Raw genomic sequence first — 23,701 nt, forward strand, 5'->3', positions numbered from 1 at the left:
AGCTTGCTCGCGAAGAGGCCATCCCGAACGCCACAAAAACCACTGCCCGACAGAGGCAGAGAACCTCAAATAACCGTGAGGCACAAAACCGTGATCGAGACCCTGAACCATCTCCCCCACCCGCACGAAAGCGCGGCCGCCCTCGCCGGGCATTTCACCGATCTGGCGCCGCCGCTCAATGACCGGCAGGCGCATCTGGAAGCCTCGCGCTGTCTGTATTGCTACGACGCGCCGTGCGTCAATGCGTGCCCCAGCGAGATCGACATCCCGTCGTTCATCCGCAACATTCATCAGGACAACGTCCCCGGTGCGGCGCAGAAAATCCTCTCGGCGAACATCCTTGGCGGCAGTTGCGCGCGGGTCTGTCCAACCGAGATCCTTTGCCAACAAGCCTGTGTGCGCAACAACGCTCAGGAATGCGCGCCGGTACTGATCGGCCTGCTGCAACGCTACGCCGTGGACAACGCGCACTTCAGCGAACATCCGTTCCAGCGCGCCGCAGCGACCGGCAAACGCATCGCCGTGGTCGGTGCCGGGCCGGCCGGTTTGTCCTGTGCGCATCGCAGCGCCATGCACGGTCATGACGTGGTGATTTTCGAAGCGCGGGAGAAGGCTGGCGGCCTCAATGAATACGGAATCGCCAAGTACAAACTGGTCGACGACTACGCGCAGAAGGAACTGGATTTCCTTCTGCAGATCGGCGGCATCGAGATTCGTCACGGGCAGAAACTCGGCGAGAATCTGACCCTCAGCGAACTGCATCAGCAGTTCGACGCGGTGTTCCTCGGCCTCGGCCTCAATGCCAGCAAACAACTCGGCCTGCCCCACGAAGATGCGCCGGGCCTGCTCGCTGCCACCGACTACATTCGCGAATTGCGCCAGGCCGATGACCTCACGCAATTGCCATTGGCCGAACGCTGCATCGTCCTCGGTGCCGGCAACACCGCGATCGACATGGCCGTGCAAATGGCTCGCCTCGGGGCTCGCGACGTCAATCTGGTGTATCGCCGTGGCGCTGCCGACATGGGCGCCACCGGTCATGAACAGGACATCGCCAAAGCCAATCAGGTGCGCCTGCTGACCTGGGCACAACCGGAAGAGGTGCTGCTCGACGCTCAGGGCCAGGTGCGCGGCATGCGTTTCGCCCGCACCGATCTGGTCGACGGTCGCCTGCAAACCACCGGCGAGACCTTCGAGCTGGCCGCCGACGCGATCTTCAAAGCCATCGGTCAGGCCTTCGACGGCAGCGCCCTCGCCGACCCGTTGGCCCGTGAACTCAAGCGTCAGGGCGAACGCATCTACGTTGATGAAAACCTGCGCACCAGCATCCCCGGCGTGTATGCCGGTGGCGACTGCACCAGCCTCGATCAGGACCTCACCGTGCAAGCCGTGCAGCACGGCAAACGCGCCGCCGAGGCGATCAATGCTCAACTGATGCTTAACGTGGAGGCTGCGTAAATGGCCGATCTGTCGATTGTCTTCGCTGGCATCAAAGCACCGAATCCGTTCTGGCTGGCCTCTGCGCCACCGACCGACAAAGCTTACAACGTGGTCCGCGCCTTCGAAGCGGGCTGGGGTGGCGTGGTCTGGAAAACCCTCGGAGAGGATCCGGCGGCGGTCAACGTGTCGTCGCGTTACTCGGCGCACTACGGCAATAACCGTGAAGTGCTGGGCATTAACAATATCGAGTTGATCACCGACCGTTCGCTGGAGATCAACCTGCGCGAAATCACTCAGGTGAAGAAGGACTGGCCGGACCGCGCGCTGATCGTTTCGCTGATGGTGCCGTGCGTCGAAGAGTCGTGGAAACACATCCTGCCGCTGGTGGAAGCCACCGGCGCTGACGGTATCGAGCTGAATTTCGGCTGCCCGCACGGCATGCCTGAACGTGGCATGGGTGCGGCGGTCGGTCAGGTGCCGGAGTACGTCGAGCAGGTCACGCGCTGGTGCAAGACCTATTGCTCGCTGCCGGTGATTGTCAAACTGACGCCGAACATCACCGACATCCGCGTCGCTGCCCGCGCGGCCCACCGTGGTGGCGCCGATGCGGTGTCGCTGATCAATACGATCAACTCGATCACCAGCGTCGACCTGGAACACATGGTCGCCCTGCCCACCGTCGGCAGCAAAAGCACCCACGGTGGTTATTGCGGCTCGGCAGTGAAGCCGATTGCGCTGAACATGGTCGCCGAAATCGCCCGCGACCCGCAGACCCAGGGCTTGCCGATCTGCGGGATTGGCGGCATCGGCAGTTGGCGCGATGCGGCAGAATTCATGGCGCTGGGCAGCGGCGCGGTGCAGGTGTGCACGGCGGCGATGCTGCATGGGTTCCGCATTGTCGAGGAGATGAAGGATGGGTTGTCGCGGTGGATGGACAGTCAGGGTTACGCCAGCATCGCCGAGTTTTCCGGGCGCGCGGTGGGCAATACCACGGACTGGAAATACCTCGACATCAACTATCAGGTGATCGCGAAGATTGATCAGGATGCGTGCATTGGGTGCGGGCGTTGCCACATTGCTTGCGAGGACACTTCACACCAGGCGATCAGCAGTCTGAAGCAGGCGGACGGGACGCATAAATATGAAGTGATTGATGAGGAGTGTGTGGGCTGCAATCTGTGTCAGATCACGTGTCCGGTGGCGGACTGTATCGAGATGGTGCCGATGGAGACTGGGAAGCCGTTTCTGGACTGGAATCATGATCCGCGGAATCCGTATCACGTTGCGGTCTAGATCGCCGACTGATCCAACAGCCCCCTCACCCTAACCCTCTCCCAAAGGGAGAGGGGACTGATTGGGGGATGCTTCAGAAATCCACCGACATGAACGATTTGCTTTGAATCCGCAATCGACTCGGTTTTTCAGGTCGATATATCTCGCAGGACACCTCGGTCGGCCCCCTCTCCCTCCGGGAGAGGGCTGGGGTGAGGGTTGGCTTTTGCTTCTAGGGTTCCAACCCGATCCCACGCAAGATCACACTCGTCACCGTCTGCACCGCCCGCTCAAACTGCATATCCGACAACGGCTGATGCTCATTCAGAATATTCACCTGATGATCAAAGTCAGCATAGTGCTGTGTCGACGCCCAGATCATGTACAGCAAACTCGACGGTTCCACCGGCAGAATCCGCTTGTCCTCGACCCACTGACGAATCTTCGCTTCCTTCATCTTCGCCCAGTCATACAGGCTGACATCCAGCGCCTCGCCCAACGTTGGCGCGCCGTGGATGATCTCGTTGGCCCAGACTTTCGAGCCGTACGGTCGGCTGCGCGAGTGGTTCATCTTGGCGCGGATGTAGCTGCTCAGCACCACGCGCGGATCGTCGAACATCTCAAAGCACAGCGCATCCTGTTTCCATACTTCCAGCAGATCGAACAGCACCGCGCTGTACAGCTCGCTCTTGGTGCTGAAGTAGTAATGCAGGTTGGAGCGCGGCAGTTGCACCTCAGCCGCGATATCGGCCATGGCCGTGCCGCCGAAGCCTTTTTCGGCGAAGACTTTTTCCGCCGCGAGAAGAATTTTCTCGACGTTGTTGCGACGAATCTCGATCTTGTGATTGCCCATAAGGGCTCCCTGACAACAGCGTTGCCCAAGACTAGCATCCGCTCTGGTCTGCGGGCGACCGCTGCAAACAAAACTTCGTACTGGCGTGAGCGGATGGCTAAACTGACGCTTCTTCGATCCTGCCTCAGAGGTATCCGCGATGCTGTTCAAGAACGTCCTGACCACCACTGCCCTGCTCGCTTCGCTGTTCGCGGCATCTGCCGTATTTGCCCACGCCCACCTGAAAAGCCAGACCCCGGCCGCCGATAGCACCGTCGCTGCTCCCGCCGATTTGCGCCTGACCTTTTCCGAAGGTGTCGAGGCCAGTTTCACCAAAGTCACGTTGACTCGCGATGGCGCACCGGTCGCGGTCAAACCGCTGACCACCGAGGGCGACAAGAAAACCCTGATCGTTACCCCTGCAGCTCCTTTGAGCGCCGGCGAGTACAAAGTCGAATGGCACGCAGTGTCGGTCGACACGCACAAAAGCGAAGGCGCCTATCAGTTCAAGGTTGGCCAGTAACCCATGAGTGAAGCGCTGGTGCTGTGCCGCTTTGTGCATTTCATCGTGGTGTTGATGCTGTTTGGGGCCTGGTTGTTCAGGCCGTTGCTGCTCAAGGATGAAGCGCCACAAGTGGATCGGCACCTGGCGCGACTGGCGCGTTGGCTGGCGACTGTGGCACTGCTCAGCGGGATTGCCTGGGCGCTGTTGATTACTGCGAGCATGGCCGGTTCGGCAGCGGCGGCGTTTGACCCGGACACGGTTGCGCTGGTGCTGGGCAATACGTTTTTTGGTCAGGTATGGCGTTGGCATTTGCTGATCAATGCCGCGCTGTTGGCGCTGTTGTTCACGCCTTGGCGCTCAAGCATGCCGATGCGACTGGGGTTGAGCGCATTGTTGCTCGCGACCCTGGCCCCGGTCGGACACGGCGCCATGCTCGACGGGTTGAGTGGGCAATTGCTGATTCTCAACCAGATCGTGCATCTGACCTGCGTGGCGGCGTGGCTGGGTGGTTTGTTGTTGCTGGTGATGATTCTGCGTCAGCCGACGGAACCGATGCGTGAAGTGTTGCGGCGTTTCAGCGGCGTCGGTTATGCGCTGGTCGCGGGGCTGCTGCTGACGGGATTGATCAATGTCCGCGTGCTGACCGGCCAGTGGTGGCCGACGCCGTTGTTCAGCGGGTTTGCGTTGATTCTGTTGATCAAGGCGCTGATCGTGCTGGGCATGCTTGGCTTGGCGCTGTTCAATCGTTTGCGGATTGATGATTGCGAGCAGCGGATGGGCACGCTCAAGCGCAGTGTGCTGCTGGAGTGGTTGCTCGGCATTGGCGCGGTTGCGGCGGTCTCGCTGCTCGGCACCCTACCCCCGATGATCACAGGATAAACACCGTTCAACTGTGGGAGCGAGCTTGCTCGCGAAAGCGGTGTATCAGATAAAAAAATGTGACTGATACGACGCTTTCGCGAGCAAGCTCGCTCCCACAGGGTTATGCATTGTGTCAGTGGGGCTGGGTGTCGCCCGCTGCGGTGTCGATGCTGACCACCACCGACATCCCCGGCCGCAACCGCTCCTCTTCCTGCTGATCCGGATCGATGGTGATCCGCACCGGCACCCGCTGAGCAATTTTGACGAAGTTGCCGGTGGCGTTGTCCGCCTGCAACAGGGCAAATTCCGAGCCCGTCCCCGGCGAAATATGCTGCACATGCCCAGTGAATCGGCGGTGATTCAGCGCATCGACGGTGAAGCGCACCGGTTGCCCGACGCGCACGTTATCCATCTGGGTTTCTTTCATGTTGGCGATCACCCATTTCTGGTTTGGCACCAACGCCATCAACTGCGCTCCGGAGTTGACGTAAGCACCGAGGCGCACGCCGATCTGCCCGAGCTGGCCATCACGCGGGGCGACGATGCGCGTATTCGACAGATCGATCCGTGCCAGTTGCACCGCCGCTTCGGCGCTGGCCACGGCCGCCTCCAGCGAGCCACGATTGACGATCACTGTTTGCAGATCCTGACGGGCGATTTCCAGATTGGCCTTGGCTTGCGCGACCGCCGCAATGCTTTGCGCATTCGCCGCCAGTGCGACGTCCATCTCGCGCTTCGACACCGAACCGTCGCGCACCAATTCCTGATTGCGGCGCAGATCCGCTTCACTCTTGCGCAACTGCGCTTCGCTGTCGGCCTGCGCCGCCTGACGCAATTTGATCGTCGCTTCGGCGCTGTTGCGTTGCTGCACCACATTGGCCAACGCGGCTTTCTGCACCGCCAGTTGCGCCAGTGACTGGTCGAGTCGCTGCTGATAGATGCGGTCGTCCAGACGCACCAGCAAATCCCCGGCTTTCACGTACTGGAAATCCTGCACCGGCACCTCGTAAACATAACCGGCGAGTTGCGGGCCGATGATCGTCACCTGCCCACGAATCAGGGCGTTTTCGGTGGTTTCGACCGCACTGCTGAACGGCGGCAATTGCCAGGCATACAAAACGATCAACACGCCGACGATGGCAATCGCGGCAAAGCCCAGCGAAGAAATGATCCGCACCCGCAGCGAGCGCGGCTCGGTGTTCGGCGATGACGGCGGCGCCACACCCTCAGGCGTGGCGGCAATGGCGTTGGTGGTTGTGGTGGTCGGTTCGGTCATGAAGAAGTGGCACCGCTCGAAGGTGTGGATGGCGCTGGGGCGACGGCTTTGGTGGTGCTCATCAGCCACAGCGCACGAATGGACAGCCAGATCATGGTCAGCACCGCAATCACGGCGATCAACATGAACACATCGTTGTAGGCCAGCACATTGGCCTCACGGGTGGCGGCGTTGGCCAGGCTGCGAATCCCCGCCAGGTTGCGCAGACTCGGGTCGGCCAGCAACGAGCCATACGCCGAGCCGCCGCTCTGCACGCGCGCGGCCACCAAGGGGTCAGACAGCGTCAGGTGCTCAACGATGTGACTGGAATGAAATTTTTCCCGGACGATCTGAAAAGTGCCCAGCAGCGCCGCACCGAGCAGGCCGCCGAGGTTGTTGCAGATCCCGAACAACACGGAAAAACTCACCAGATTGCGCGGATTGGTCAGCACGTTGCGCGTACCGAAAACCATGGTCGGGCCGAGGAAAAACGTGCTGCCGAACGCCAGCAGAAACTGGCTGAAGTAGAGGTTTTCCGGGCGGGTCAGGTTGTTGGAAAAGCTGTCCATCACCGACCCGGTGGCCATCAGTGCCAGCGAGATAATCAGCGGCATCAGCAGGTGTTTCGGGTCGATGGTCAACGCGCTGGTCAACAGCCCCGCGACACTGCCGATCAGCATCACCACGTAGAGGCTGTGCAACTGCTCGTAGCCCATGTTCAGGTTCTGCATGAAACCGACCGCACCGGTGGACTGCTCCGAGGTGACCATGCGAATCAGGGTCACCGCCAGCGCCAGGCGGATCATCGTCCCGCTGCCAAGCCAGCGGGTCATCAGCAGCGGGTTGCTACGGTTATGTTCGATGGCCAGACCGGCGAGGATCAAAGCAATCGAGGCAGCCAGCGCGTAGCCGATCCAGTTTGCCTCCAGCCACCAGTCAATCCGCCCCAGCGACAACACCGCACACAGTAGCGCCACACCAGTGGCGAGAATGGCGAAGGTGAGAAAGTCGAGTTTTTCGAAGGTTTTGAAGCGGTCGCCCGGCGGCAACTTGAGCATCAATACACAGCCCAGCGACAGCAGTGCCATGCCCAGTTCGAACAGATACAAGCCGCGCCATTCGGCGATCTGCAGCAAGTCTTCGGAAAATAAACGCGCCAATGGCAAGGCCAGTTGCGAGGTGCCGAGACCGAGTACCAGTGCCTTCAACCGCCACTTCGCCGGGAACGCCTGGACCATGTAATACAGGCCCAGCGAACTCAGCGCCGCGCCCACCATGCCGTGGGCCGCGCGCACCGCCACCGCCGAATTCAGATCGTTGACAAACAGATGGCCGAAAGTCACCAGCGCATACAGCACCAGAAACACTTCGGTGAATGCACGCAAACCGAACTGCTGACGAAACTTCACCAGCAACAGGTTCATCGACACGTTGGTCATCACATACGCCGCCGGCAGCCAGGCCATTTCCGCCGTGGTCGCGCCGAGTGCGCCTTGCAGATAAGGCAGGTTGGCCACCACCAGCGAGTTGCCCAAGCCACCGGTCACCGCCACCAGTACACCGACCAGCGCATAGGCCAGGCGCTTGGGGTTGGAGTGCAACGGCGTCGAGGGGGAACCGGGCAGACTGGGCTTTTCGTGGGGCTGCCAGTTGCGCGGGGCGTAGTGATCCATGGAGAAGCCTTGTGCGGAACGTGGGTGAAGTTTGCCGCAAATTCATTGCTAAAACACTTTTCCCTGTGGGAGCGAGCCTGCTCGCGAATGCGGTGTGTCAGTCGACAACATTGTCGGAGGAAAATCCGCATTCGCGAGCAGGCTCGCTCCCACAAGGGGTCGGGGTGATGGCAGGAGGTCATCGTATAACTTGCTGTTGACATTCCCGGAAAACCTAGGAAATATCCGCAACCATGTTGTACGACGACGTATGACAAATAATAAAAACAACAAACGCAACAGGGAGCGTCACAGTGAGCACACTCGCCCGTAATTTCGTCCGCCCTTCCCGCTTTGCCACGCTGCGCCCGCACACCACCCTTGGCCTGATCGGTTGCAGCAGCCTGGCCTTGGCCTTGCCGATGAGCGCCGATGCCGAAGGCTTTCTCGAAGACAGCAAAGCCACGCTGAACCTGCGCAATGCCTACTTCAACCGCAACTTCGTCAACCCTGCCTACCCACAAGGCAAGGCTGAGGAATGGACGCAGAACTTCATTCTCGATGCCAAATCCGGCTTCACTCAGGGCACCGTCGGCTTCGGCCTCGATGTGCTGGGGATGTATTCGCAGAAGCTCGATGGCGGCAAAGGTACGGGCGGTACGCAACTGTTGCCGATCCACGATGACGGGCGTCCGGCCGACAATTTCGGACGGCTCGGCGTGGCGTTGAAGGCCAAAGTCTCGAAGACTGAATTGAAGGTCGGCGAATGGATGCCGGTGCTGCCGATCCTGCGCTCTGACGATGGCCGCTCGCTGCCGCAAACCTTTCGCGGCGGGCAGATCACGTCCACCGAGATCAACGGCCTGACCGTTTACGGTGGCCAGTTCCGTGGCAACAGCCCGCGCAACGACGCGAGCATGGAAGACATGTCAATGAACGGCCGTGGCGCGTTCACTTCCGACCGCTTCAACTTCGGCGGCGGCGAATACACCTTCAACGACAAACGCACCCTGGTCGGCGTGTGGTACGCCGAACTCAGCGACATCTACCAGCAGCAGTATTTCAACCTCAGCCACAGCCAGCCGTTGGGCGACTGGACCCTGGGCGCCAACCTCGGTTTCTTCACCGGCAAGGAGGACGGCAGCGCCCAAGCCGGCGACCTCGACAACAAGACTGCGTTCGCCCTGCTTTCGGCCAAATACGGTGGCAACACCTTCTACGTCGGCCTGCAAAAACTCAGCGGCGACGACGCGTGGATGCGGGTCAACGGCACCAGCGGCGGCACCCTCGCCAACGATAGTTACAACGCCAGTTATGACAACGCCAAGGAACGTTCCTGGCAGTTGCGCCACGACTACAACTTCGTCGCCCTCGGCATCCCCGGCCTGACCCTGATGAACCGCTACATCAGCGGCGACAACGTGCACACCGCCAGCACCAATGACGGCAAGGAATGGGGGCGCGAGTCGGAACTGGCCTACACGGTGCAGAGCGGCCCGCTGAAAAACCTCAACGTGAAATGGCGCAACGCAACGATACGCCGGGACTTCAGCACCAACGAATTTGACGAGAACCGGATCTTTATCAGTTATCCGATTTCGTTGTTGTAACCAGCGGGCGCCGCAATCCCCCTGTAGGAGTGAGCCTGCTCGCGATAGCGGTGTGTCAGCCGCCTCTTCCTCAACCGACACACCACTATCGCGAGCAGGCTCACTCCTACAGGGGATTGCATTGCAAGAAGGGAATTGTGCTGAAGGGATAGGAACCGGGCCTTCCGTCATTTACACCAAAAGTCGCGTTGACAAGTTCCGGAAACCCTACCGATACTTCAGCGCAGTCATACGACAACCTACAACAAACCTAATAACAACGTGTAAGGGCTTGCCATGACGTCTACCTCCACTCCCCGCGCCCCGTTCAACCGTCTGCTGCTGACCGGCGCTGCCGGGGGCCTGGGCAAAGTTCTGCGCGAACGTATGCGCCCTTATGCCAATGTCCTGCGCCTGTCGGACATTGCCGCCATCGCCCCGGCCGTCGATGATCGCGAAGAAATCGTCCCTTGCGATCTGGCCGACAAACACGCCGTGCATCAACTGGTCGAAGGCGTCGATGCGATCCTGCATTTCGGCGGCGTCTCCGTCGAGCGGCCCTTCGAAGAAATCCTCGGCGCCAACATCTGCGGCGTGTTTCACATCTACGAAGCAGCGCGCCGGCATGGCGTGAAGCGGGTGATCTTCGCCAGCTCCAACCACGTCATCGGCTTCTACAAACAGGACGAGCCGCTCGACGCCAGCTCCGCGCGCCGCCCCGACGGTTACTACGGATTGTCCAAGTCCTACGGCGAAGACATGGCCAGTTTCTACTTCGATCGCTACGGCATCGAGACCGTCAGCATCCGCATCGGCTCCTCGTTTCCCGAGCCGCAAAACCGCCGAATGATGCACACCTGGCTGAGTTTCGACGACCTCACGCAATTGCTCGAACGCGCGCTGTACACGCCGAACGTTGGCCACACCGTGGTCTACGGCATGTCCGCCAACAAGGACGTCTGGTGGGACAACAAATTCGCCAGCCACCTCGGCTTCGAGGCGAAGGACAGCTCCGAAGTCTTTCGTGAAAAAGTCGAGGCACAGCCAATGCCGGCTGCCGATGACCCGGCACGGATCTATCAGGGCGGCGCGTTTGTTGCCGCAGGTCCGTTCGGCGACTGATCACCCTGACAACGACGCGAAGGAATGAGTATGCAAGCCGAATTGATCGTCGATGCCCGCAACGCCGTGGGCGAAAGCCCAGTCTGGGTGCCGCAGGAAAACGCGTTGTATTGGGTGGATATTGCCAACGGCGGGCTGCAACGCTGGAGCGCCGATACCGGCCACGTGCATGCCTGGAAAACCCCGGAAATGCTCGCCTGCATCGCCCGCCATAGCGGTGGCGGCTGGGTTGCCGGCATGGAGAGCGGCTTTTTTCATCTGCACCCACACAGCGACGGCAGCCTCGACAGCGAGTTGCTCGCCACCGTCGCGCACAGTCGCGCAGACATGCGCCTCAACGATGGTCGCTGCGACCGACAGGGCCGTTTCTGGGCCGGCAGCATGGTGCTGAACATGGGCCTGAGTGCGCCCGAAGGCCGGCTCTATCGCTACAGCGCCGGGCAGTCTGGCGTGATCGCAGCGCAGCTCGACGGTTTCATCGTGCCCAACGGCCTCGGTTTCAGCCCTGACGGCACGACGATGTACCTGTCCGATTCGCACCCCGACGTGCAACTGATCTGGGCGTTCGATTACGACACCAATACCGGCACGCCATCGAACCGTCGTGTGTTCGTCGACATGAACCACTTTCCCGGGCGGCCCGATGGCGCTGCCGTGGATGCTGAAGGTTTCTACTGGATCTGCGCCAACGACGCCGGCCAGATTCACCGCTTCGCGCCGGACGGTCGTCTTGATTTCTCACTGGAGGTGCCGGTGAAAAAACCGACCATGTGTGCCTTCGGCGGCAGCCGCATGGACACTTTGTTCGTCACCTCGATTCGTCCCGGCGACGACCACGATCCGCACTCTCTGGCCGGTGGCGTATTCGCCCTGAACCCCAACGTCAAAGGCCTTGCGGAACCCTTGTTCAACGATTTGCTTTAAACCCCTCTGCTGCACCGCTGCGCCTTGAACACAACAATAACAAGACTGGAGACTCACCCCCATGTACTTCAAACGCACCTTGCTGGCCGCTGCAATCCCGCTGATGTTTACCTTCACTGGCGCCGCTCAGGCCCTGCAACTCAAATTCGCCGACATCCATCCCAAAGGCTATCCAACCGTGGAAGCCGAAGAAACCATGGGCAAGTCCCTGACCAAGGAAACCAACGGCGAGCTGACCTTCCAATACTTCCCGGGCGGCGTACTGGGCTCCGAAAAGGAAGTCATCGAGCAGATGCAAGTCGGCGCGGTGCAGATGTCACGCGTCAGTCTGGGTATCGTCGGCCCTGTCGTGCCGGATGTGAACGTATTCAACATGCCGTTCATCTTCCGCGACCAGCAACACATGCGTAAGGTCATTGATGGCCCGGTGGGCGACGAAATCCTCGACAAAATCACCAACTCAGAATTCGGCTTGGTGGCCCTGGCCTGGATGGACGGCGGCACGCGCAACATCTACACCAAGAAACCGGTGCGCAAGCTCGAAGACCTCAAGGGCATGAAAATCCGCGTGCAAGGCAACCCGATGTTCATCGACATGATGAACGCCATGGGCGGTAACGGCATCGCCATGGACACTGGCGAGATCTTCAGCGCCTTGCAGACCGGCGTCATCGACGGTGCGGAGAACAACCCGCCAACCCTGCTCGAACACAACCACTTCCAGAACGCGAAGTACTACAGCCTCACCGGACACCTGATCCTGCCAGAGCCGATCGTGATGTCGAAAATCACCTGGGAAAAACTGACCCCGGATCAACAGGCGCTGGTCAAGACCGCCGCCAAGGCTGCCCAGGCCGAAGAGCGCGTGCTGTGGGACAAGAAGTCCGCTGCCAGTGAAGAAAAACTCAAGGCCGCCGGCGTCGAGTTCATCGAGGTCGACAAGAAACCCTTCTACGACGCCACCGCACCGGTGCGGGAAAAGTACGGCGCGAAGTACGCCGACCTGATCAAGAAAATCGAAGCCGTTCAGTAACGCCTCCCGCTCCGTAATTTTGAAAAAGGCCCGGCATGCCTGATGGCTCAGGCACGCCGGGTTACGGTGGAACCCGATGAAGAATCTACTGCTGCGTATCAACGACAAGATCTACATGACGTGCATCTGGGTCGCCGGCCTTTCCGTTCTGGCGATCTCCCTGATGATTCCCTGGGGCGTGTTCGCCCGCTACGTGCTGGGCACCGGCTCGAGCTGGCCCGAGCCTACGGCGATTCTGTTGATGATGGTGTTTACCTTCATCGGCGCTGCCGCCAGTTACCGCGCCGGTGCGCACATGGCCGTGGCCATGCTCACCGACCGCATGCCGCCGCAGTTGAGAAACGCGGCGTCAATTTTTTCCCAACTGCTCATGGCGTCGATCTGCATTTTCATGACGATCTGGGGCGCCAAGCTGTGCATGTCCACCTGGAACCAGTTCATGGCAGCCCTGCCCGATCTGCGGGTTGGCGTGACCTACTTGCCCATTCCCGTGGGCGGCTTGCTGACGCTGGTTTTCGTGCTGGAAAAACTCTTGCTCGGTGATCAGAGCAAACGGCGGGTCGTGCAGTTCGACCTGGTGGAAGAAAGTGAAGGTGCCGCTTAATGGACGCTTTGATACTGCTGGGCAGTTTTATCGTATTGATCCTGATCGGCATGCCCGTCGCCTACGCGCTGGGCGCCGCCGCGCTGATCGGTGCATGGTGGATCGACATCCCGTTCCAGGCGGTGATGATCCAGGTCGCGTCAGGCGTGAACAAATTCTCGCTACTGGCCATTCCTTTCTTCGTGCTGGCCGGTGCGATCATGGCCGAGGGCGGCATGTCTCGCCGGTTGGTGGCGTGTGCCGGGGTACTGGTGGGTTTTGTCCGCGGTGGCCTGTCACTGGTCAACATTGTCGCCTCGACCTTTTTCGGCGCGATCTCCGGGTCGTCAGTGGCCGACACCGCGTCGGTGGGTTCGGTGCTGATTCCGGAAATGGAACGCAAGGGCTATCCACGGGATTTCTCCACTGCCGTGACCGTCAGCGGCTCGGTGCAAGCCCTGCTGACTCCGCCAAGCCATAACTCCGTGCTCTACTCCCTGGCCGCCGGCGGTACTGTTTCGATTGCCTCGCTGTTCATGGCCGGCATCGTGCCGGGCTTGATGATGAGCGCCTGCCTGATGGTGCTGTGCCTGATCTTCGCGAAAAAGCGCAACTACCCCAAAGGTGAAGTCATCCCGATGCGCCAGGCGTTGAAAATCGTCGGCGAGGCCCTCTGGGGCATGATGGCGATGGTGATCATCCTCGGCGGCATCCTCTCGGGGATCTTCACCGCGACCGAATCGGCGGCGATTGCCGTGCTGTGGTCATTCTTCGTCACCATGTTCATTTACCGCGACTACAAATGGAGTGAACTGCCGAAACTGATGCACCGCACCGTGCGGACGATTTCGATCGTGATGATCCTGATCGGTTTCGCTGCGAGCTTCGGCTACATCATGACCCTGATGCAGATCCCGGCAAAGATCACCACGCTGTTCCTGACCCTGTCGGACAACCGCTACGTGATCCTGATGTGCATCAACGTCATGCTGCTGTTGCTCGGCACGGTGATGGACATGGCGCCGCTGATCCTGATCCTGACGCCGATCCTGATGCCGGTGATTCTCGGTATCGGTGTGGATCCGGTGCAGTTCGGCATGATCATGCTGGTCAACCTCGGGATCGGGCTGATAACGCCGCCGGTGGGCGCAGTGTTGTTTGTCGGTTCGGCGGTGGGCAAGGTCAGTATCGAGAGCACTGTGAAAGCGCTGCTGCCGTTTTATGCGGTGCTGTTTCTGGTGTTGCTTCTGGTGACCTACGTGCCGGCGATTTCGCTGTGGTTGCCGCATCTGGTGTTGTAAGCGGTTAATGGATCGCAGCCCTCACGGGCTGCGATTTTTTGCTTTAAGCCCGCAACAACATATACCCCGCCACCACCAGACAGACACTGGCAAATCCCACCTGCAACGCCCGCGCCGGCACCCGCGCACAGAGCTTACGGCCGATGATCATGCCGACGATGCTGGCAACGATAAATGCCGCACCCTGCCCGTCAATCCGCACACCGGCGTGAAACGATCCGATCACCCCGATTGCCGAAATCAGACTGATCACCATCAACGACGTCGCGACAATCCCGCGCATCTGCACGTCAGTCAGTTGCTTGAACGCCGGCACGATCAAGAAGCCGCCACCGACGCCGAGCAAACCGGACACCACCCCGGTAATCGCGCCCAACGCTGCCAGCGTTGCGGTGCATTTCGCGGTCCAGTCAAAGCGCCCGGTTTCGGCATTGAGCATGCAATTCTTCTGGCCCCAACTGGCGTGACCATGATCACTCGGCCCTTCCTGCTGATGCTCGCGGCGCAGCATGCGCCAAGCGACCATGACCATCAGCAGACTGAACAGGATCATCAGGATTTTCTCCGGCAACTGGTGCGCGAAGTAAATGCCCAATGGCGAAAACACCGCGCCGAGCGCGGCAATCAACAACGCCGCACGATAGCGCACCAGGCCATGACGCAAACCGTCAATAGCCCCGACCGCCGCCGCACTGCCCACCGCAAACAACGCCACCGGCGCTGCCTGAGTCATCGTCCAGCCGAGGCCGAGGACCAGCGCCGGCACCGCGAGAATCCCGCCGCCGGCCCCGGTCAAACCGAGCACCAACCCCATCACCACACCAAACAGGCTTGCCAGCAACATAGGATGTTCTCAGTCGACTTTGGACAGGCCGGTCAGCCACTCGCGCCCTTTGAGCATGCCGTTCCAGTAGAACCACGGCAGCAGCGTCGCCTTGAGCAACCACGCCGAGCGCCGCGCCACGGTCGGGTCCATCGGGAAGGTCGGCAGCAACTTACCGGCATAACCGAACTCGGCAAGAATCACCTTGCCCTTCTCCACCGTCAGCGGGCAGGAACCGTAACCGTCGTACTTCAGCGGCAGCGGTTGTTGCTTGCGCTGGGCGAGCAGGTTTTCCGCGACCACCACCACTTGTTTACGCACTGCTGCGGCGGTTTTCGCATTGCTGGTGCCGCAGATGTCACCGAGTGCAAACACCTCGGGATAACGCGGGTGCTGCAGGCTGTGCGGATTGACTTCACACCAGCCGGCTGCGTCGGCCAAGGGACTTTGCGCGATGAAATCCGGCGACACCTGCGGCGGTACCACGTGCAACAGATCGAAGGCTTTCGCTACGCGGCTGACGTTGCCGTCGGCGTCCTTGATCTCGAACCAGGCGGTTTTCGCCGGACCATCGACCTTGACCAGGTTCGAGTTAAAGGCCAATTGCGCGTTGTATTTCTCGATGTACTTCATCAACGGCGGCACAAACGTCGCCACGCCGAACAGCGCCGCACCCGCAAGATTGAATTCGACATGGATGTTGTTCAACACGGCGGTTTTGCGCCAGTGATCGCAGGACAGGTACAGCGCTTTTTGCGGCGCTCCGGCGCATTTGATCGGCATCGCCGGCTGGGTGAACAGCGCTTTGCCGCCGCGCAGTTTCTGCACCTGATCCCAGGTGTACTGCGCGTGCTGATAGCTGTAATTGGAGGTGACGCCGTGCTGGCCGAGGCTCTCTTGCAAGCCTTCGATCTTCTCCCAGGCCAGACGCAGGCCGGGGCAGACGATCAGGTTCTGATAGCTGACCGTGCGTTGATCGTTGAGGGTGAGTTGGCGTTTGTCCGGGTCGATTGCGGTGACCGCCGCTTGCAGCCAGTTCGCTTGCCGGGGCATGACCTTGTTCATCGGCCGTGTGCTGTCTTTGACGTCGTAGGCGCCACCGCCGACCAGCGTCCACGCCGGTTGGTAGTAATGCTGGGCGCTCGGTTCGATCACGGTAATTTTCAGCGCAGGGTCACGCTTGAGCAGGCTGGCGACAAAACCGATACCGGCCGTACCGCCGCCGATGACCACGATGTCTGCACTGATGGATGGGCCCCAGTGTTGATCGTTCATTGCTTGTTCCTTTTGCTGCACGCAAGGAGTTTTCTAGCCAACACAAATCCGAATGTGGGAGCGAGCCTGCTCGCGAAGGCGGCGTGTCAGTCGATGCAAGTATTGCCTGACCTAACGCTTTCGCGAGCAGGCTCGCTCCCACATTGAACCAGTGTCATGGCTGGCATTTATTGATGGCCCAGGCTTTTCAGCACGGCCCCGCAATACAACCCGGAGAGGGTCTTCATGACCTGAATGACTTCCGGACTGGCGAGGCCGTAGAAAATGTACTTGCCTTCACGCCGAGTCGCGACCAGGCCTTCATCCCGCAGGATGCCCAGTTGCTGGGACAGCGTCGGCTGGCGCACGCCGGTCATCTTTTCCAGTTCGCCAACGTTGCGCTCGCCCTGGGTCAGTTGACACAGGATCAACAGGCGATCCTCATTGGCCATGGCCTTGAGCAACGCGCAGGCCTTGGAGGCCGAGGCACGCAGTTGGGCGACTTCACATTCGGTCAGACTGGATTGCATTTGCACGAGGCCTTCAAGGTCACTTAAGCTGCGAACATTATGTTTTTAGATAAAGTGTTGCAACCCATTTTCCTTGTTCAGGTTGGTGTCCATGCCCGCGCAGATTGAAGCTTTCCTCGACCCCGCCTCTTCGACCTACAGCTACGTGGTCTATGAAACCGACGGCGGGCAATGTGCGATCGTCGATCCGGTGCTCGATTACGACGGCGCCGCCGGACGCACCTGCACCGCCCAGGCCGACAAAATCATCGCCTTCGTCCGCGCGCACAATCTGCAAGTGCAGTGGCTGCTGGAAACCCATGCCCACGCCGATCACCTGTCCGCCGCGCCTTATCTGCGCCGGGAGCTGGGCGGGAAAATCGCCATTGGTGAATCGATCAGCAAAGTGCAAAACGTGTTCAAGGCACTGTTCAATCTGGAGCCGGAGTTCTGCGTCGATGGCTCGCAGTTCGATCACCTGTTTGCGCCGAACGAGTCATTCAGGATCGGCAATCTCAAAGCCACTGCCCTGCATGTGCCTGGGCATACCCCGGCGGACATGGCCTACTTGATCGACGGCGAACAGATTCTGGTGGGCGACACGCTGTTCATGCCCGACGTCGGCACCGCGCGCTGCGACTTTCCCGGCGGAAACGCCCATCAGTTGTTCAACTCGATTCATAAACTGCTGGCCTTTCCGGCCAGCGTGAAACTCTACGTTTGCCACGATTACCCGCCCGAGGGCCGCACCGCGCAGTGCCAAACCACCGTCGGGGAGCAGCGCAAAAGCAACATTCATGTGCATGACGGGATTGATGAGGCGGCATTTGTCGAGATGCGCACACAGCGTGATGCCGGGCTGGGCATGCCGACGCTGTTGCTGCCGGCGATTCAGGTCAATGTGCGGGCGGGGAATCTGCCGGCGGCGGAAGACAACGGCGTGGTTTATCTGAAGATCCCGATCAATAAGCTTTAACAGCACAAGATCGCAGCCTGCGGCAGCTCCTACATCGATCGTTCCCCACGCTCTGCGTGGGAATGCTGCCGGGGACGCTCCGCGTTCCGCTTCGGGTCAGGCGCCTAACGTCAACCCATTCGCCGGCAACGGCAACGCGGTTTTGTAGCGCACCTGCTTGAGCGCAAAGCTTGACCGGATATTTGCCACACCCGGCACTTTGGTCAGGAAGTCCATCATGAACCGCTCCAGTGACTGAATCGTCGGCACCAACACCCGAATCAGATAATCCGGATCGCCAGCCATCAGATAACACTCCATCACCTCGGGGCGATCAGAAATCGCCTCCTCAAAATGCTGCAACGCCTCCTCCACCTGTTTCTCCAGGCTGACATGGATGAACACGTTCACATGCAGCCCCAGCAGGTCGGCATCCAGCAACGTGACCTGCTCGCGGATCAGCCCCAATTCCTCCATTGCCTTGACCCGGTTGAAGCATGGTGTCGGCGACAGATTGACCGAGCGTGCGAGGTCGGCGTTGGTGATGCGCGCATTCTCCTGAAGGCTGTTGAGAATGCCGATGTCGGTACGGTCCAGTTTGCGCATGAGACAAAACCACCTGTTTTTTATGTTTATGCAGAATTTCTATCTGCAAATCATCTCCAGCGCAACGAAACAGAGATAAATATTCTTCTTGCCCGGGCCTATGATTGTTGTAGGACAAGATTTCTTCTACCGAAGAATGACTGCCAGCTCACTACAAGAAATTCACAAGATCGAGCGTAGAAGCCATGACCCAAGCGTATGAACCGCTGCGTCTGCACGTCCCTGAACCCTCGGGCCGTCCAGGCTGCAAAACCGATTTTTCCTACCTGCATCTGACCGATGCCGGTACGGTGCGCAAACCTTCCATTGATGTCGAACCTGCCGACACCGCCGACCTGGCGCGTGGCCTGATCCGTGTGCTCGACGATCAGGGCAACGCCTTCGGCCCCTGGGCCGAAAACGTCCCGGTCGAGATCCTTCGCAAGGGCATGCGCGCCATGCTCAAGACGCGGATCTACGACAACCGCATGGTGGTCGCCCAGCGTCAGAAAAAAATGTCGTTCTACATGCAGAGCCTCGGCGAAGAAGCCATCGGCAGTGCTCAGGCTCTGGCCTTGAACATCGACGACATGTGCTTCCCGACTTATCGCCAGCAAAGCATCCTGATGGCCCGCGAAGTGCCGCTGGTCGACCTGATCTGCCAGTTGCTGTCCAACGAGCGCGATCCGCTCAAGGGCCGTCAGTTGCCGATCATGTACTCGGTCAAGGAAGCGGGCTTCTTCACTATCTCCGGCAACCTCGCCACCCAGTTCATTCAGGCCGTCGGCTGGGGCATGGCCTCAGCGATCAAAGGCGACACGAAAATCGCCTCGGCATGGATCGGCGACGGCGCTACCGCCGAATCGGACTTCCACACCGCCCTCACCTTCGCCCACGTTTATCGCGCGCCAGTGATCCTCAACGTGGTGAATAATCAGTGGGCGATCTCGACCTTCCAGGCCATCGCCGGTGGTGAAGCCACCACCTTCGCCGGACGTGGCGTCGGTTGCGGCATCGCTTCGCTGCGCGTGGATGGCAACGACTTCTACGCGGTGTATGCGGCATCTGCCTGGGCTGCCGAACGCGCCCGCCGCAACCTCGGCCCGACCATGATCGAATGGGTCACCTACCGCGCCGGTCCGCACTCGACCTCCGACGATCCGTCGAAATACCGTCCGGCCGATGACTGGAGCCACTTCCCGCTCGGCGACCCGATCGCCCGTCTCAAACAGCATCTGATCAAGGTCGGTCACTGGTCAGAAGAAGAGCACGCCGCCGTCAGCGCCGAGCTCGAAGCCGAAGTGATTGCCGCGCAGAAACAGGCCGAACAGTACGGCACCCTCGCCGGCGGCCAGATTCCAAGCGCCGCGACCATGTTCGAAGACGTTTACAAAGAGATGCCGGAGCACTTGAAGCGCCAGCGTCAGCAGTTGGGGATCTGACATGAACGATCACAACAACAATATTCAGTTGGAAACCGCCATGACCACGACCACCATGACCATGATCCAGGCCCTGCGCTCGGCCATGGATGTGATGCTTGAGCGTGACGACAATGTGGTGGTGTTCGGTCAGGACGTCGGTTACTTCGGCGGCGTGTTCCGTTGCACTGAAGGCCTGCAGACCAAGTACGGCACCTCGCGCGTATTCGACGCACCGATCTCGGAAAGCGGCATCGTCGGTGTTGCCGTGGGCATGGGCGCTTACGGTCTGCGTCCGGTCGCCGAGATTCAGTTCGCCGACTACGTTTACCCGGCCTCCGACCAGATCATTTCCGAAGCGGCGCGCCTGCGTTATCGCTCGGCCGGCGAGTTCACCGCGCCGATGACCCTGCGCATGCCCTGCGGCGGCGGCATCTACGGCGGCCAGACCCACAGCCAGAGCATCGAGGCGATGTTCACTCAGGTTTGCGGTCTGCGCACGGTCATGCCGTCCAACCCGTATGACGCCAAAGGCTTGCTGATCGCCTCCATCGAAAACGATGATCCGGTGATCTTCCTTGAGCCGAAACGCCTGTACAACGGCCCGTTCGACGGCCACCACGATCGCCCGGTAACGCCGTGGTCGAAACACCCGCAAGCCCAGGTGCCGGACGGTTACTACACCGTGCCGCTGGACGTCGCGGCGATCACCCGTCCGGGCAAGGACGTGACCGTGCTGACCTACGGCACCACCGTCTACGTTTCGCAAGTCGCGGCCGAAGAATCCGGCGTGGATGCCGAAGTCATCGACCTGCGCAGCCTGTGGCCGCTGGACCTGGAGACCATCGTCAAGTCGGTGAAGAAGACTGGCCGTTGCGTGGTGGTTCACGAAGCCACCCGCACTTGCGGTTTCGGCGCCGAACTGGTGTCGCTGGTGCAAGAGCATTGCTTCCATCACCTGGAAGCGCCGATCGAACGCGTCACCGGTTGGGACACCCCCTACCCGCACGCGCAAGAGTGGGCGTATTTCCCTGGGCCGTCCCGAGTGGGCGCGGCGTTGAAACGGGTTATGGAGGTCTGAATGGGCACGCACGTTATCAAGATGCCGGACATCGGCGAAGGCATCGCAGAAGTCGAACTGTCGCAGTGGCACGTCAAGGTTGGCGATCTGGTCGTTGAGGATCAGGTGCTGGCGGACGTGATGACCGACAAGGCGATGGTCGATATTCCATCGCCGGTACACGGGAAAGTGATTGCGCTCGGTGGTCAGCCAGGTGAAGTGATGGCGGTTGGCAGTGTGTTGATCAGCATTGAGGTGGAAGGGGCCGGCAATCTGAAAGAATCGGCCGCGCCTGCTCCCGTCAAAGAAGCACCTGCTGCACCGAAAGCTGAAACCGTGGTGGAAAGCAGACCTGCTGCCGCACCACGTCCAGCTGCGGTTTGCCAAGGCCCGATGGTTGCCCGCGAAGCGGATGAGCGCCCACTGGCCTCGCCGGCCGTGCGCAAACATGCACTGGATCTGGGGATTCAATTGCGTCTGGTACGCGGTTCCGGCCCGGCCGGTCGTGTGTTGCACGAAGACCTCGAGGCCTATCTGGCGCAAGGTCAGTCAAATGCTTCGGCGCCGGTTGCCGCTGCTTACGCACAGCGTAACGACGAAGAACAGATTCAAGTCATCGGCATGCGCCGCAAGATCGCCCAACGCATGCAGGACGCCACTCAGCGTGCCGCGCATTTCAGCTACGTCGAAGAAATCGACGTTACCGCGATTGAAGAACTGCGCGCGCATCTCAATGAAAAACACGGCGCCAGCCGTGGCAAGTTGACCTTGCTGCCGTTCCTCGTCCGCGCTCTGGTTGTGGCCCTGCGCGACTTCCCGCAGATGAACGCCCGTTATGACGACGAAGCCCAGGTCATCACTCGCCTCGGCGCGGTGCATGTCGGCGTCGCCACGCAAAGCGATGTCGGCCTGATGGTGCCGGTGGTGCGTCACGCCGAGGCGCGCAGCCTGTGGGACAGTGCTACAGAAATCTCGCGTTTGGCCAACGCCGCGCGTAATGGCAAGGCCAGCCGTGATGAACTGTCCGGCTCGACCATCACCCTGACCAGCCTCGGTGCACTGGGCGGCATCGTCAGCACGCCGGTTCTGAATCTGCCGGAAGTAGCGATCGTCGGCGTCAACAAAATCGTCGAACGGCCTATGGTCGTCAAAGGCCAGGTGGTGATCCGCAAGATGATGAACCTCTCCAGCTCCTTCGATCACCGCGTGGTCGACGGCATGGATGCGGCACTCTTCATCCAGGCGATTCGTGGCTTGATCGAACAACCTGCCACTTTGTTTGTGGAGTAAGGCGCGCATGCAATCTCTGAACACTACGCTGCTGATCATCGGCGGCGGCCCCGGCGGTTATGTAACGGCGATTCGCGCCGGGCAACTGGGCATCCCGACGATTCTGGTCGAAGGCCAATCGCTGGGCGGCACCTGCCTGAACATCGGCTGCATCCCGTCGAAAGCGCTGATTCATGTGGCTGAGCAGTTTCACCAGACCCGGCATCACAGCCAGCATTCGGCGCTGGGCATCAGCGTTGCCGCACCGAGCCTCGACATCACGAAAAGCGTCGAGTGGAAGGACGGCATCGTTGATCGCCTGACCACTGGCGTGGCGGCGCTGCTGAAGAAGAACAAGGTTCAGGTCATCAATGGCTGGGCCAAAGTCATCGACGGCAAGACTGTTGACGTCGGCGAAACGCGCATCCACTGCGAACATTTGGTGCTGGCCACCGGTTCGACCAGCGTCAATCTGCCGATCCTGCCGATTGGCGGGCCGATCATCTCCTCCACCGAAGCGCTGGCGCCGAAATCCGTGCCGAAACGTCTGGTGGTGGTGGGCGGTGGTTACATTGGTCTGGAACTGGGCATTGCTTATCGCAAGCTCGGCGCCGAGGTCAGCGTGGTCGAGGCGCAGGATCGTATCTTGCCGGCCTACGATGCGGAGCTGACGCAACCGGTGCATGAAGCTTTGAAGCAACTGGGCGTTAAGCTGTATCTGAAACACAGCGTGCTGGGTTTCGATGGCACGTTGCAGGTGCGCGATCCAGAAGGCGAAACCCTGAACCTGGAAACCGATCAGGTGTTGGTCGCTGTCGGCCGCAAACCGAATACCCAGGGCTGGAACCTCGAAGCGCTGAATCTGGATATGAACGGCTCGGCGATCAAGATCGACAGCCGCTGCCAGACCAGCATGCGCAACGTCTACGCCATCGGCGATCTGAGCGGCGAGCCGATGCTGGCCCACCGCGCCATGGCTCAGGGCGAGATGGTTGCCGAGTTGATCAGCGGCAAAACCCGTGAATTCAACCCGACTGCGATTGCTGCGGTGTGCTTCACCGACCCGGAACTGGTAGTGGTCGGCAAGACCCCGGACGAGGCCAAGGCTGCAGGTGTGGACTGCATTGTTTCCAGTTTCCCGTTCGCCGCCAATGGCCGGGCGATGACGCTGGAGTCAAAAAGCGGCTTCGTGCGGGTGGTCGCTCGTCGGGATAACCATGTGATTGTTGGCTGGCAGGCTGTGGGCGTCGGGGTTTCCGAATTGTCGACAGCGTTTGCGCAAAGCCTGGAAATGGGCGCGCGGCTGGAAGACATCGGCGGCACCATTCACGCGCATCCGACCCTGGGTGAAGCGGTGCAGGAAGCGGCGTTGCGTGCTTTGGGGCATGCGTTGCACCTGTAGGCCCCTTCGCGAGCAAGCTCGCTCCCACATTTGGAATGCATTCCCCTGTGGGAG

22 protein-coding genes are annotated in these 23,701 nt (G+C 60.3%); 15 read left to right on the forward strand and 7 right to left on the reverse strand.

Annotation, left to right across the window (positions count from 1 at the left end; translation table 11 throughout):
* Positions 1–90: 90 nt before the first annotated feature.
* Positions 91–1,458, forward strand: a complete 1,368-nt coding sequence (locus BMY54_RS27065; protein WP_093440892.1) for an NAD(P)-dependent oxidoreductase — start codon at positions 91–93, stop codon at positions 1,456–1,458.
* A complete protein-coding gene (gene preA / locus BMY54_RS27070; protein WP_093440896.1) occupies positions 1,459–2,733 on the forward strand; it encodes an NAD-dependent dihydropyrimidine dehydrogenase subunit PreA in 1,275 nt (424 codons plus the stop codon).
* Between the two features lie 211 nt (positions 2,734–2,944).
* Here preA and BMY54_RS27075 read toward each other — a convergent pair whose 3' ends face one another.
* Positions 2,945–3,565, reverse strand: a complete 621-nt coding sequence (locus BMY54_RS27075; RefSeq protein ID WP_007919317.1) for a TetR/AcrR family transcriptional regulator — start codon at positions 3,563–3,565, stop codon at positions 2,945–2,947.
* Between the two features lie 139 nt (positions 3,566–3,704).
* Between BMY54_RS27075 and copC the strand changes: the two genes are divergently transcribed.
* Positions 3,705–4,067 (forward strand): copper homeostasis periplasmic binding protein CopC, encoded by a 363-nt coding sequence (copC, locus tag BMY54_RS27080; RefSeq protein ID WP_093440901.1) that lies wholly within the window; start codon positions 3,705–3,707, stop codon positions 4,065–4,067.
* A gap of 3 nt (positions 4,068–4,070) precedes the next feature.
* Complete coding sequence (copD, locus tag BMY54_RS27085) at positions 4,071–4,928, forward strand: copper homeostasis membrane protein CopD (RefSeq protein ID WP_093440905.1); 858 nt, start codon at positions 4,071–4,073, stop codon at positions 4,926–4,928.
* A gap of 115 nt (positions 4,929–5,043) precedes the next feature.
* Here copD and BMY54_RS27090 read toward each other — a convergent pair whose 3' ends face one another.
* Both BMY54_RS27090 and BMY54_RS27095 read right to left on the reverse strand, forming a co-directional pair.
* On the reverse strand, positions 5,044–6,186 hold the full coding sequence (locus BMY54_RS27090) for an HlyD family secretion protein (RefSeq protein ID WP_093440910.1): 1,143 nt from the start codon (positions 6,184–6,186) through the stop codon (positions 5,044–5,046).
* Complete coding sequence (locus tag BMY54_RS27095; protein WP_093440914.1) at positions 6,183–7,838, reverse strand: MFS transporter; 1,656 nt, start codon at positions 7,836–7,838, stop codon at positions 6,183–6,185. Before BMY54_RS27095 ends, BMY54_RS27090 begins: the two co-directional genes overlap by 4 nt.
* A 293-nt stretch (positions 7,839–8,131) precedes the next feature.
* On the opposite strand from BMY54_RS27095, the gene BMY54_RS27100 reads away from it, so the two are divergent.
* From BMY54_RS27100 to BMY54_RS27125, 6 genes are all read left to right on the forward strand, one after another.
* A complete protein-coding gene (locus tag BMY54_RS27100) occupies positions 8,132–9,427 on the forward strand; it encodes an OprD family porin (RefSeq protein ID WP_093440919.1) in 1,296 nt (431 codons plus the stop codon).
* Positions 9,428–9,703: 276 nt separating this feature from the next.
* Positions 9,704–10,528, forward strand: coding sequence for an NAD-dependent epimerase/dehydratase family protein (locus BMY54_RS27105; protein WP_093440924.1), 825 nt, complete (start codon positions 9,704–9,706; stop codon positions 10,526–10,528).
* A 30-nt stretch (positions 10,529–10,558) separates the two neighbouring features.
* Positions 10,559–11,452, forward strand: a complete 894-nt coding sequence (locus BMY54_RS27110; protein ID WP_093440929.1) for an SMP-30/gluconolactonase/LRE family protein — start codon at positions 10,559–10,561, stop codon at positions 11,450–11,452.
* A gap of 61 nt (positions 11,453–11,513) precedes the next feature.
* Positions 11,514–12,485: a TRAP transporter substrate-binding protein gene (locus BMY54_RS27115; protein WP_093440933.1), complete on the forward strand. Its 972-nt coding sequence runs from the start codon at positions 11,514–11,516 to the stop codon at positions 12,483–12,485.
* A 76-nt stretch (positions 12,486–12,561) separates the two neighbouring features.
* Positions 12,562–13,089, forward strand: a complete 528-nt coding sequence (locus BMY54_RS27120; protein WP_093440938.1) for a TRAP transporter small permease — start codon at positions 12,562–12,564, stop codon at positions 13,087–13,089.
* A complete protein-coding gene (locus BMY54_RS27125) occupies positions 13,089–14,369 on the forward strand; it encodes a TRAP transporter large permease (RefSeq protein ID WP_016986826.1) in 1,281 nt (426 codons plus the stop codon). The genes BMY54_RS27120 and BMY54_RS27125 overlap by 1 nt, the downstream gene beginning before the upstream one ends.
* A gap of 43 nt (positions 14,370–14,412) precedes the next feature.
* Here BMY54_RS27125 and BMY54_RS27130 read toward each other — a convergent pair whose 3' ends face one another.
* The 3 genes from BMY54_RS27130 to BMY54_RS27140 form a co-directional block, all read right to left on the reverse strand.
* The gene (locus tag BMY54_RS27130) at positions 14,413–15,213 is read right to left on the reverse strand and encodes a sulfite exporter TauE/SafE family protein (RefSeq protein WP_093440943.1); all 801 of its coding nucleotides are present in this window, start codon (positions 15,211–15,213) and stop codon (positions 14,413–14,415) included.
* Positions 15,214–15,222: 9 nt separating this feature from the next.
* The gene (locus BMY54_RS27135; RefSeq protein WP_093440947.1) at positions 15,223–16,467 is read right to left on the reverse strand and encodes an NAD(P)/FAD-dependent oxidoreductase; all 1,245 of its coding nucleotides are present in this window, start codon (positions 16,465–16,467) and stop codon (positions 15,223–15,225) included.
* A 167-nt stretch (positions 16,468–16,634) separates the two neighbouring features.
* The gene (locus tag BMY54_RS27140) at positions 16,635–16,976 is read right to left on the reverse strand and encodes an ArsR/SmtB family transcription factor (protein WP_007915092.1); all 342 of its coding nucleotides are present in this window, start codon (positions 16,974–16,976) and stop codon (positions 16,635–16,637) included.
* Positions 16,977–17,067: 91 nt separating this feature from the next.
* On the opposite strand from BMY54_RS27140, the gene BMY54_RS27145 reads away from it, so the two are divergent.
* Complete coding sequence (locus BMY54_RS27145) at positions 17,068–17,931, forward strand: MBL fold metallo-hydrolase (protein ID WP_093440952.1); 864 nt, start codon at positions 17,068–17,070, stop codon at positions 17,929–17,931.
* Positions 17,932–18,027: 96 nt separating this feature from the next.
* Here BMY54_RS27145 and bkdR read toward each other — a convergent pair whose 3' ends face one another.
* Positions 18,028–18,516, reverse strand: coding sequence for a Bkd operon transcriptional regulator BkdR (bkdR, locus tag BMY54_RS27150; protein WP_025111414.1), 489 nt, complete (start codon positions 18,514–18,516; stop codon positions 18,028–18,030).
* A gap of 185 nt (positions 18,517–18,701) precedes the next feature.
* Between bkdR and BMY54_RS27155 the strand changes: the two genes are divergently transcribed.
* The 4 genes from BMY54_RS27155 to lpdA are packed head-to-tail and all read left to right on the forward strand — an operon-like array spanning position 18,702 to position 23,647.
* Positions 18,702–19,937, forward strand: a complete 1,236-nt coding sequence (locus BMY54_RS27155) for a 3-methyl-2-oxobutanoate dehydrogenase (2-methylpropanoyl-transferring) subunit alpha (RefSeq protein WP_093440956.1) — start codon at positions 18,702–18,704, stop codon at positions 19,935–19,937.
* A gap of 1 nt (position 19,938) precedes the next feature.
* Positions 19,939–20,997 (forward strand): alpha-ketoacid dehydrogenase subunit beta, encoded by a 1,059-nt coding sequence (locus BMY54_RS27160; RefSeq protein WP_003224000.1) that lies wholly within the window; start codon positions 19,939–19,941, stop codon positions 20,995–20,997.
* Entirely contained in the window at positions 20,998–22,266 is a 1,269-nt protein-coding gene (locus BMY54_RS27165) for a dihydrolipoamide acetyltransferase family protein (protein WP_093440961.1), read from the forward strand. It begins immediately after the preceding gene.
* Positions 22,267–22,273: 7 nt separating this feature from the next.
* Positions 22,274–23,647, forward strand: coding sequence for a dihydrolipoyl dehydrogenase (lpdA, locus tag BMY54_RS27170; RefSeq protein ID WP_093440965.1), 1,374 nt, complete (start codon positions 22,274–22,276; stop codon positions 23,645–23,647).
* The last annotated feature ends 54 nt before the right edge of the window (positions 23,648–23,701 follow it).

It is taken from the genome of Pseudomonas sp. ok266, from assembly GCF_900110195.1.
Taxonomy (GTDB): Bacteria; Pseudomonadota; Gammaproteobacteria; order Pseudomonadales; family Pseudomonadaceae; genus Aquipseudomonas; species Aquipseudomonas neuropathica.

Bases quoted from the DNA above. Each gene is read 5' to 3' on its own strand.
- preA (WP_093440896.1), top strand. From the start codon at position 1,459: ATGGCCGATCTGTCGATTGTCTTCGCTGGCATCAAAGCACCGAATCCG.
- BMY54_RS27075 (WP_007919317.1), bottom strand. From the start codon at position 3,565: ATGGGCAATCACAAGATCGAGATTCGTCGCAACAACGTCGAGAAAATT.
- copC (WP_093440901.1), top strand. From the start codon at position 3,705: ATGCTGTTCAAGAACGTCCTGACCACCACTGCCCTGCTCGCTTCGCTG.
- copD (WP_093440905.1), top strand. From the start codon at position 4,071: ATGAGTGAAGCGCTGGTGCTGTGCCGCTTTGTGCATTTCATCGTGGTG.
- BMY54_RS27090 (WP_093440910.1), bottom strand. From the start codon at position 6,186: ATGACCGAACCGACCACCACAACCACCAACGCCATTGCCGCCACGCCT.
- BMY54_RS27095 (WP_093440914.1), bottom strand. From the start codon at position 7,838: ATGGATCACTACGCCCCGCGCAACTGGCAGCCCCACGAAAAGCCCAGT.
- BMY54_RS27105 (WP_093440924.1), top strand. From the start codon at position 9,704: ATGACGTCTACCTCCACTCCCCGCGCCCCGTTCAACCGTCTGCTGCTG.
- BMY54_RS27110 (WP_093440929.1), top strand. From the start codon at position 10,559: ATGCAAGCCGAATTGATCGTCGATGCCCGCAACGCCGTGGGCGAAAGC.
- BMY54_RS27115 (WP_093440933.1), top strand. From the start codon at position 11,514: ATGTACTTCAAACGCACCTTGCTGGCCGCTGCAATCCCGCTGATGTTT.
- BMY54_RS27120 (WP_093440938.1), top strand. From the start codon at position 12,562: ATGAAGAATCTACTGCTGCGTATCAACGACAAGATCTACATGACGTGC.
- BMY54_RS27125 (WP_016986826.1), top strand. From the start codon at position 13,089: ATGGACGCTTTGATACTGCTGGGCAGTTTTATCGTATTGATCCTGATC.
- BMY54_RS27130 (WP_093440943.1), bottom strand. From the start codon at position 15,213: ATGTTGCTGGCAAGCCTGTTTGGTGTGGTGATGGGGTTGGTGCTCGGT.
- BMY54_RS27135 (WP_093440947.1), bottom strand. From the start codon at position 16,467: ATGAACGATCAACACTGGGGCCCATCCATCAGTGCAGACATCGTGGTC.
- BMY54_RS27140 (WP_007915092.1), bottom strand. From the start codon at position 16,976: ATGCAATCCAGTCTGACCGAATGTGAAGTCGCCCAACTGCGTGCCTCG.
- BMY54_RS27145 (WP_093440952.1), top strand. From the start codon at position 17,068: ATGCCCGCGCAGATTGAAGCTTTCCTCGACCCCGCCTCTTCGACCTAC.
- bkdR (WP_025111414.1), bottom strand. From the start codon at position 18,516: ATGCGCAAACTGGACCGTACCGACATCGGCATTCTCAACAGCCTTCAG.
- BMY54_RS27155 (WP_093440956.1), top strand. From the start codon at position 18,702: ATGACCCAAGCGTATGAACCGCTGCGTCTGCACGTCCCTGAACCCTCG.
- BMY54_RS27160 (WP_003224000.1), top strand. From the start codon at position 19,939: ATGAACGATCACAACAACAATATTCAGTTGGAAACCGCCATGACCACG.
- BMY54_RS27165 (WP_093440961.1), top strand. From the start codon at position 20,998: ATGGGCACGCACGTTATCAAGATGCCGGACATCGGCGAAGGCATCGCA.
- lpdA (WP_093440965.1), top strand. From the start codon at position 22,274: ATGCAATCTCTGAACACTACGCTGCTGATCATCGGCGGCGGCCCCGGC.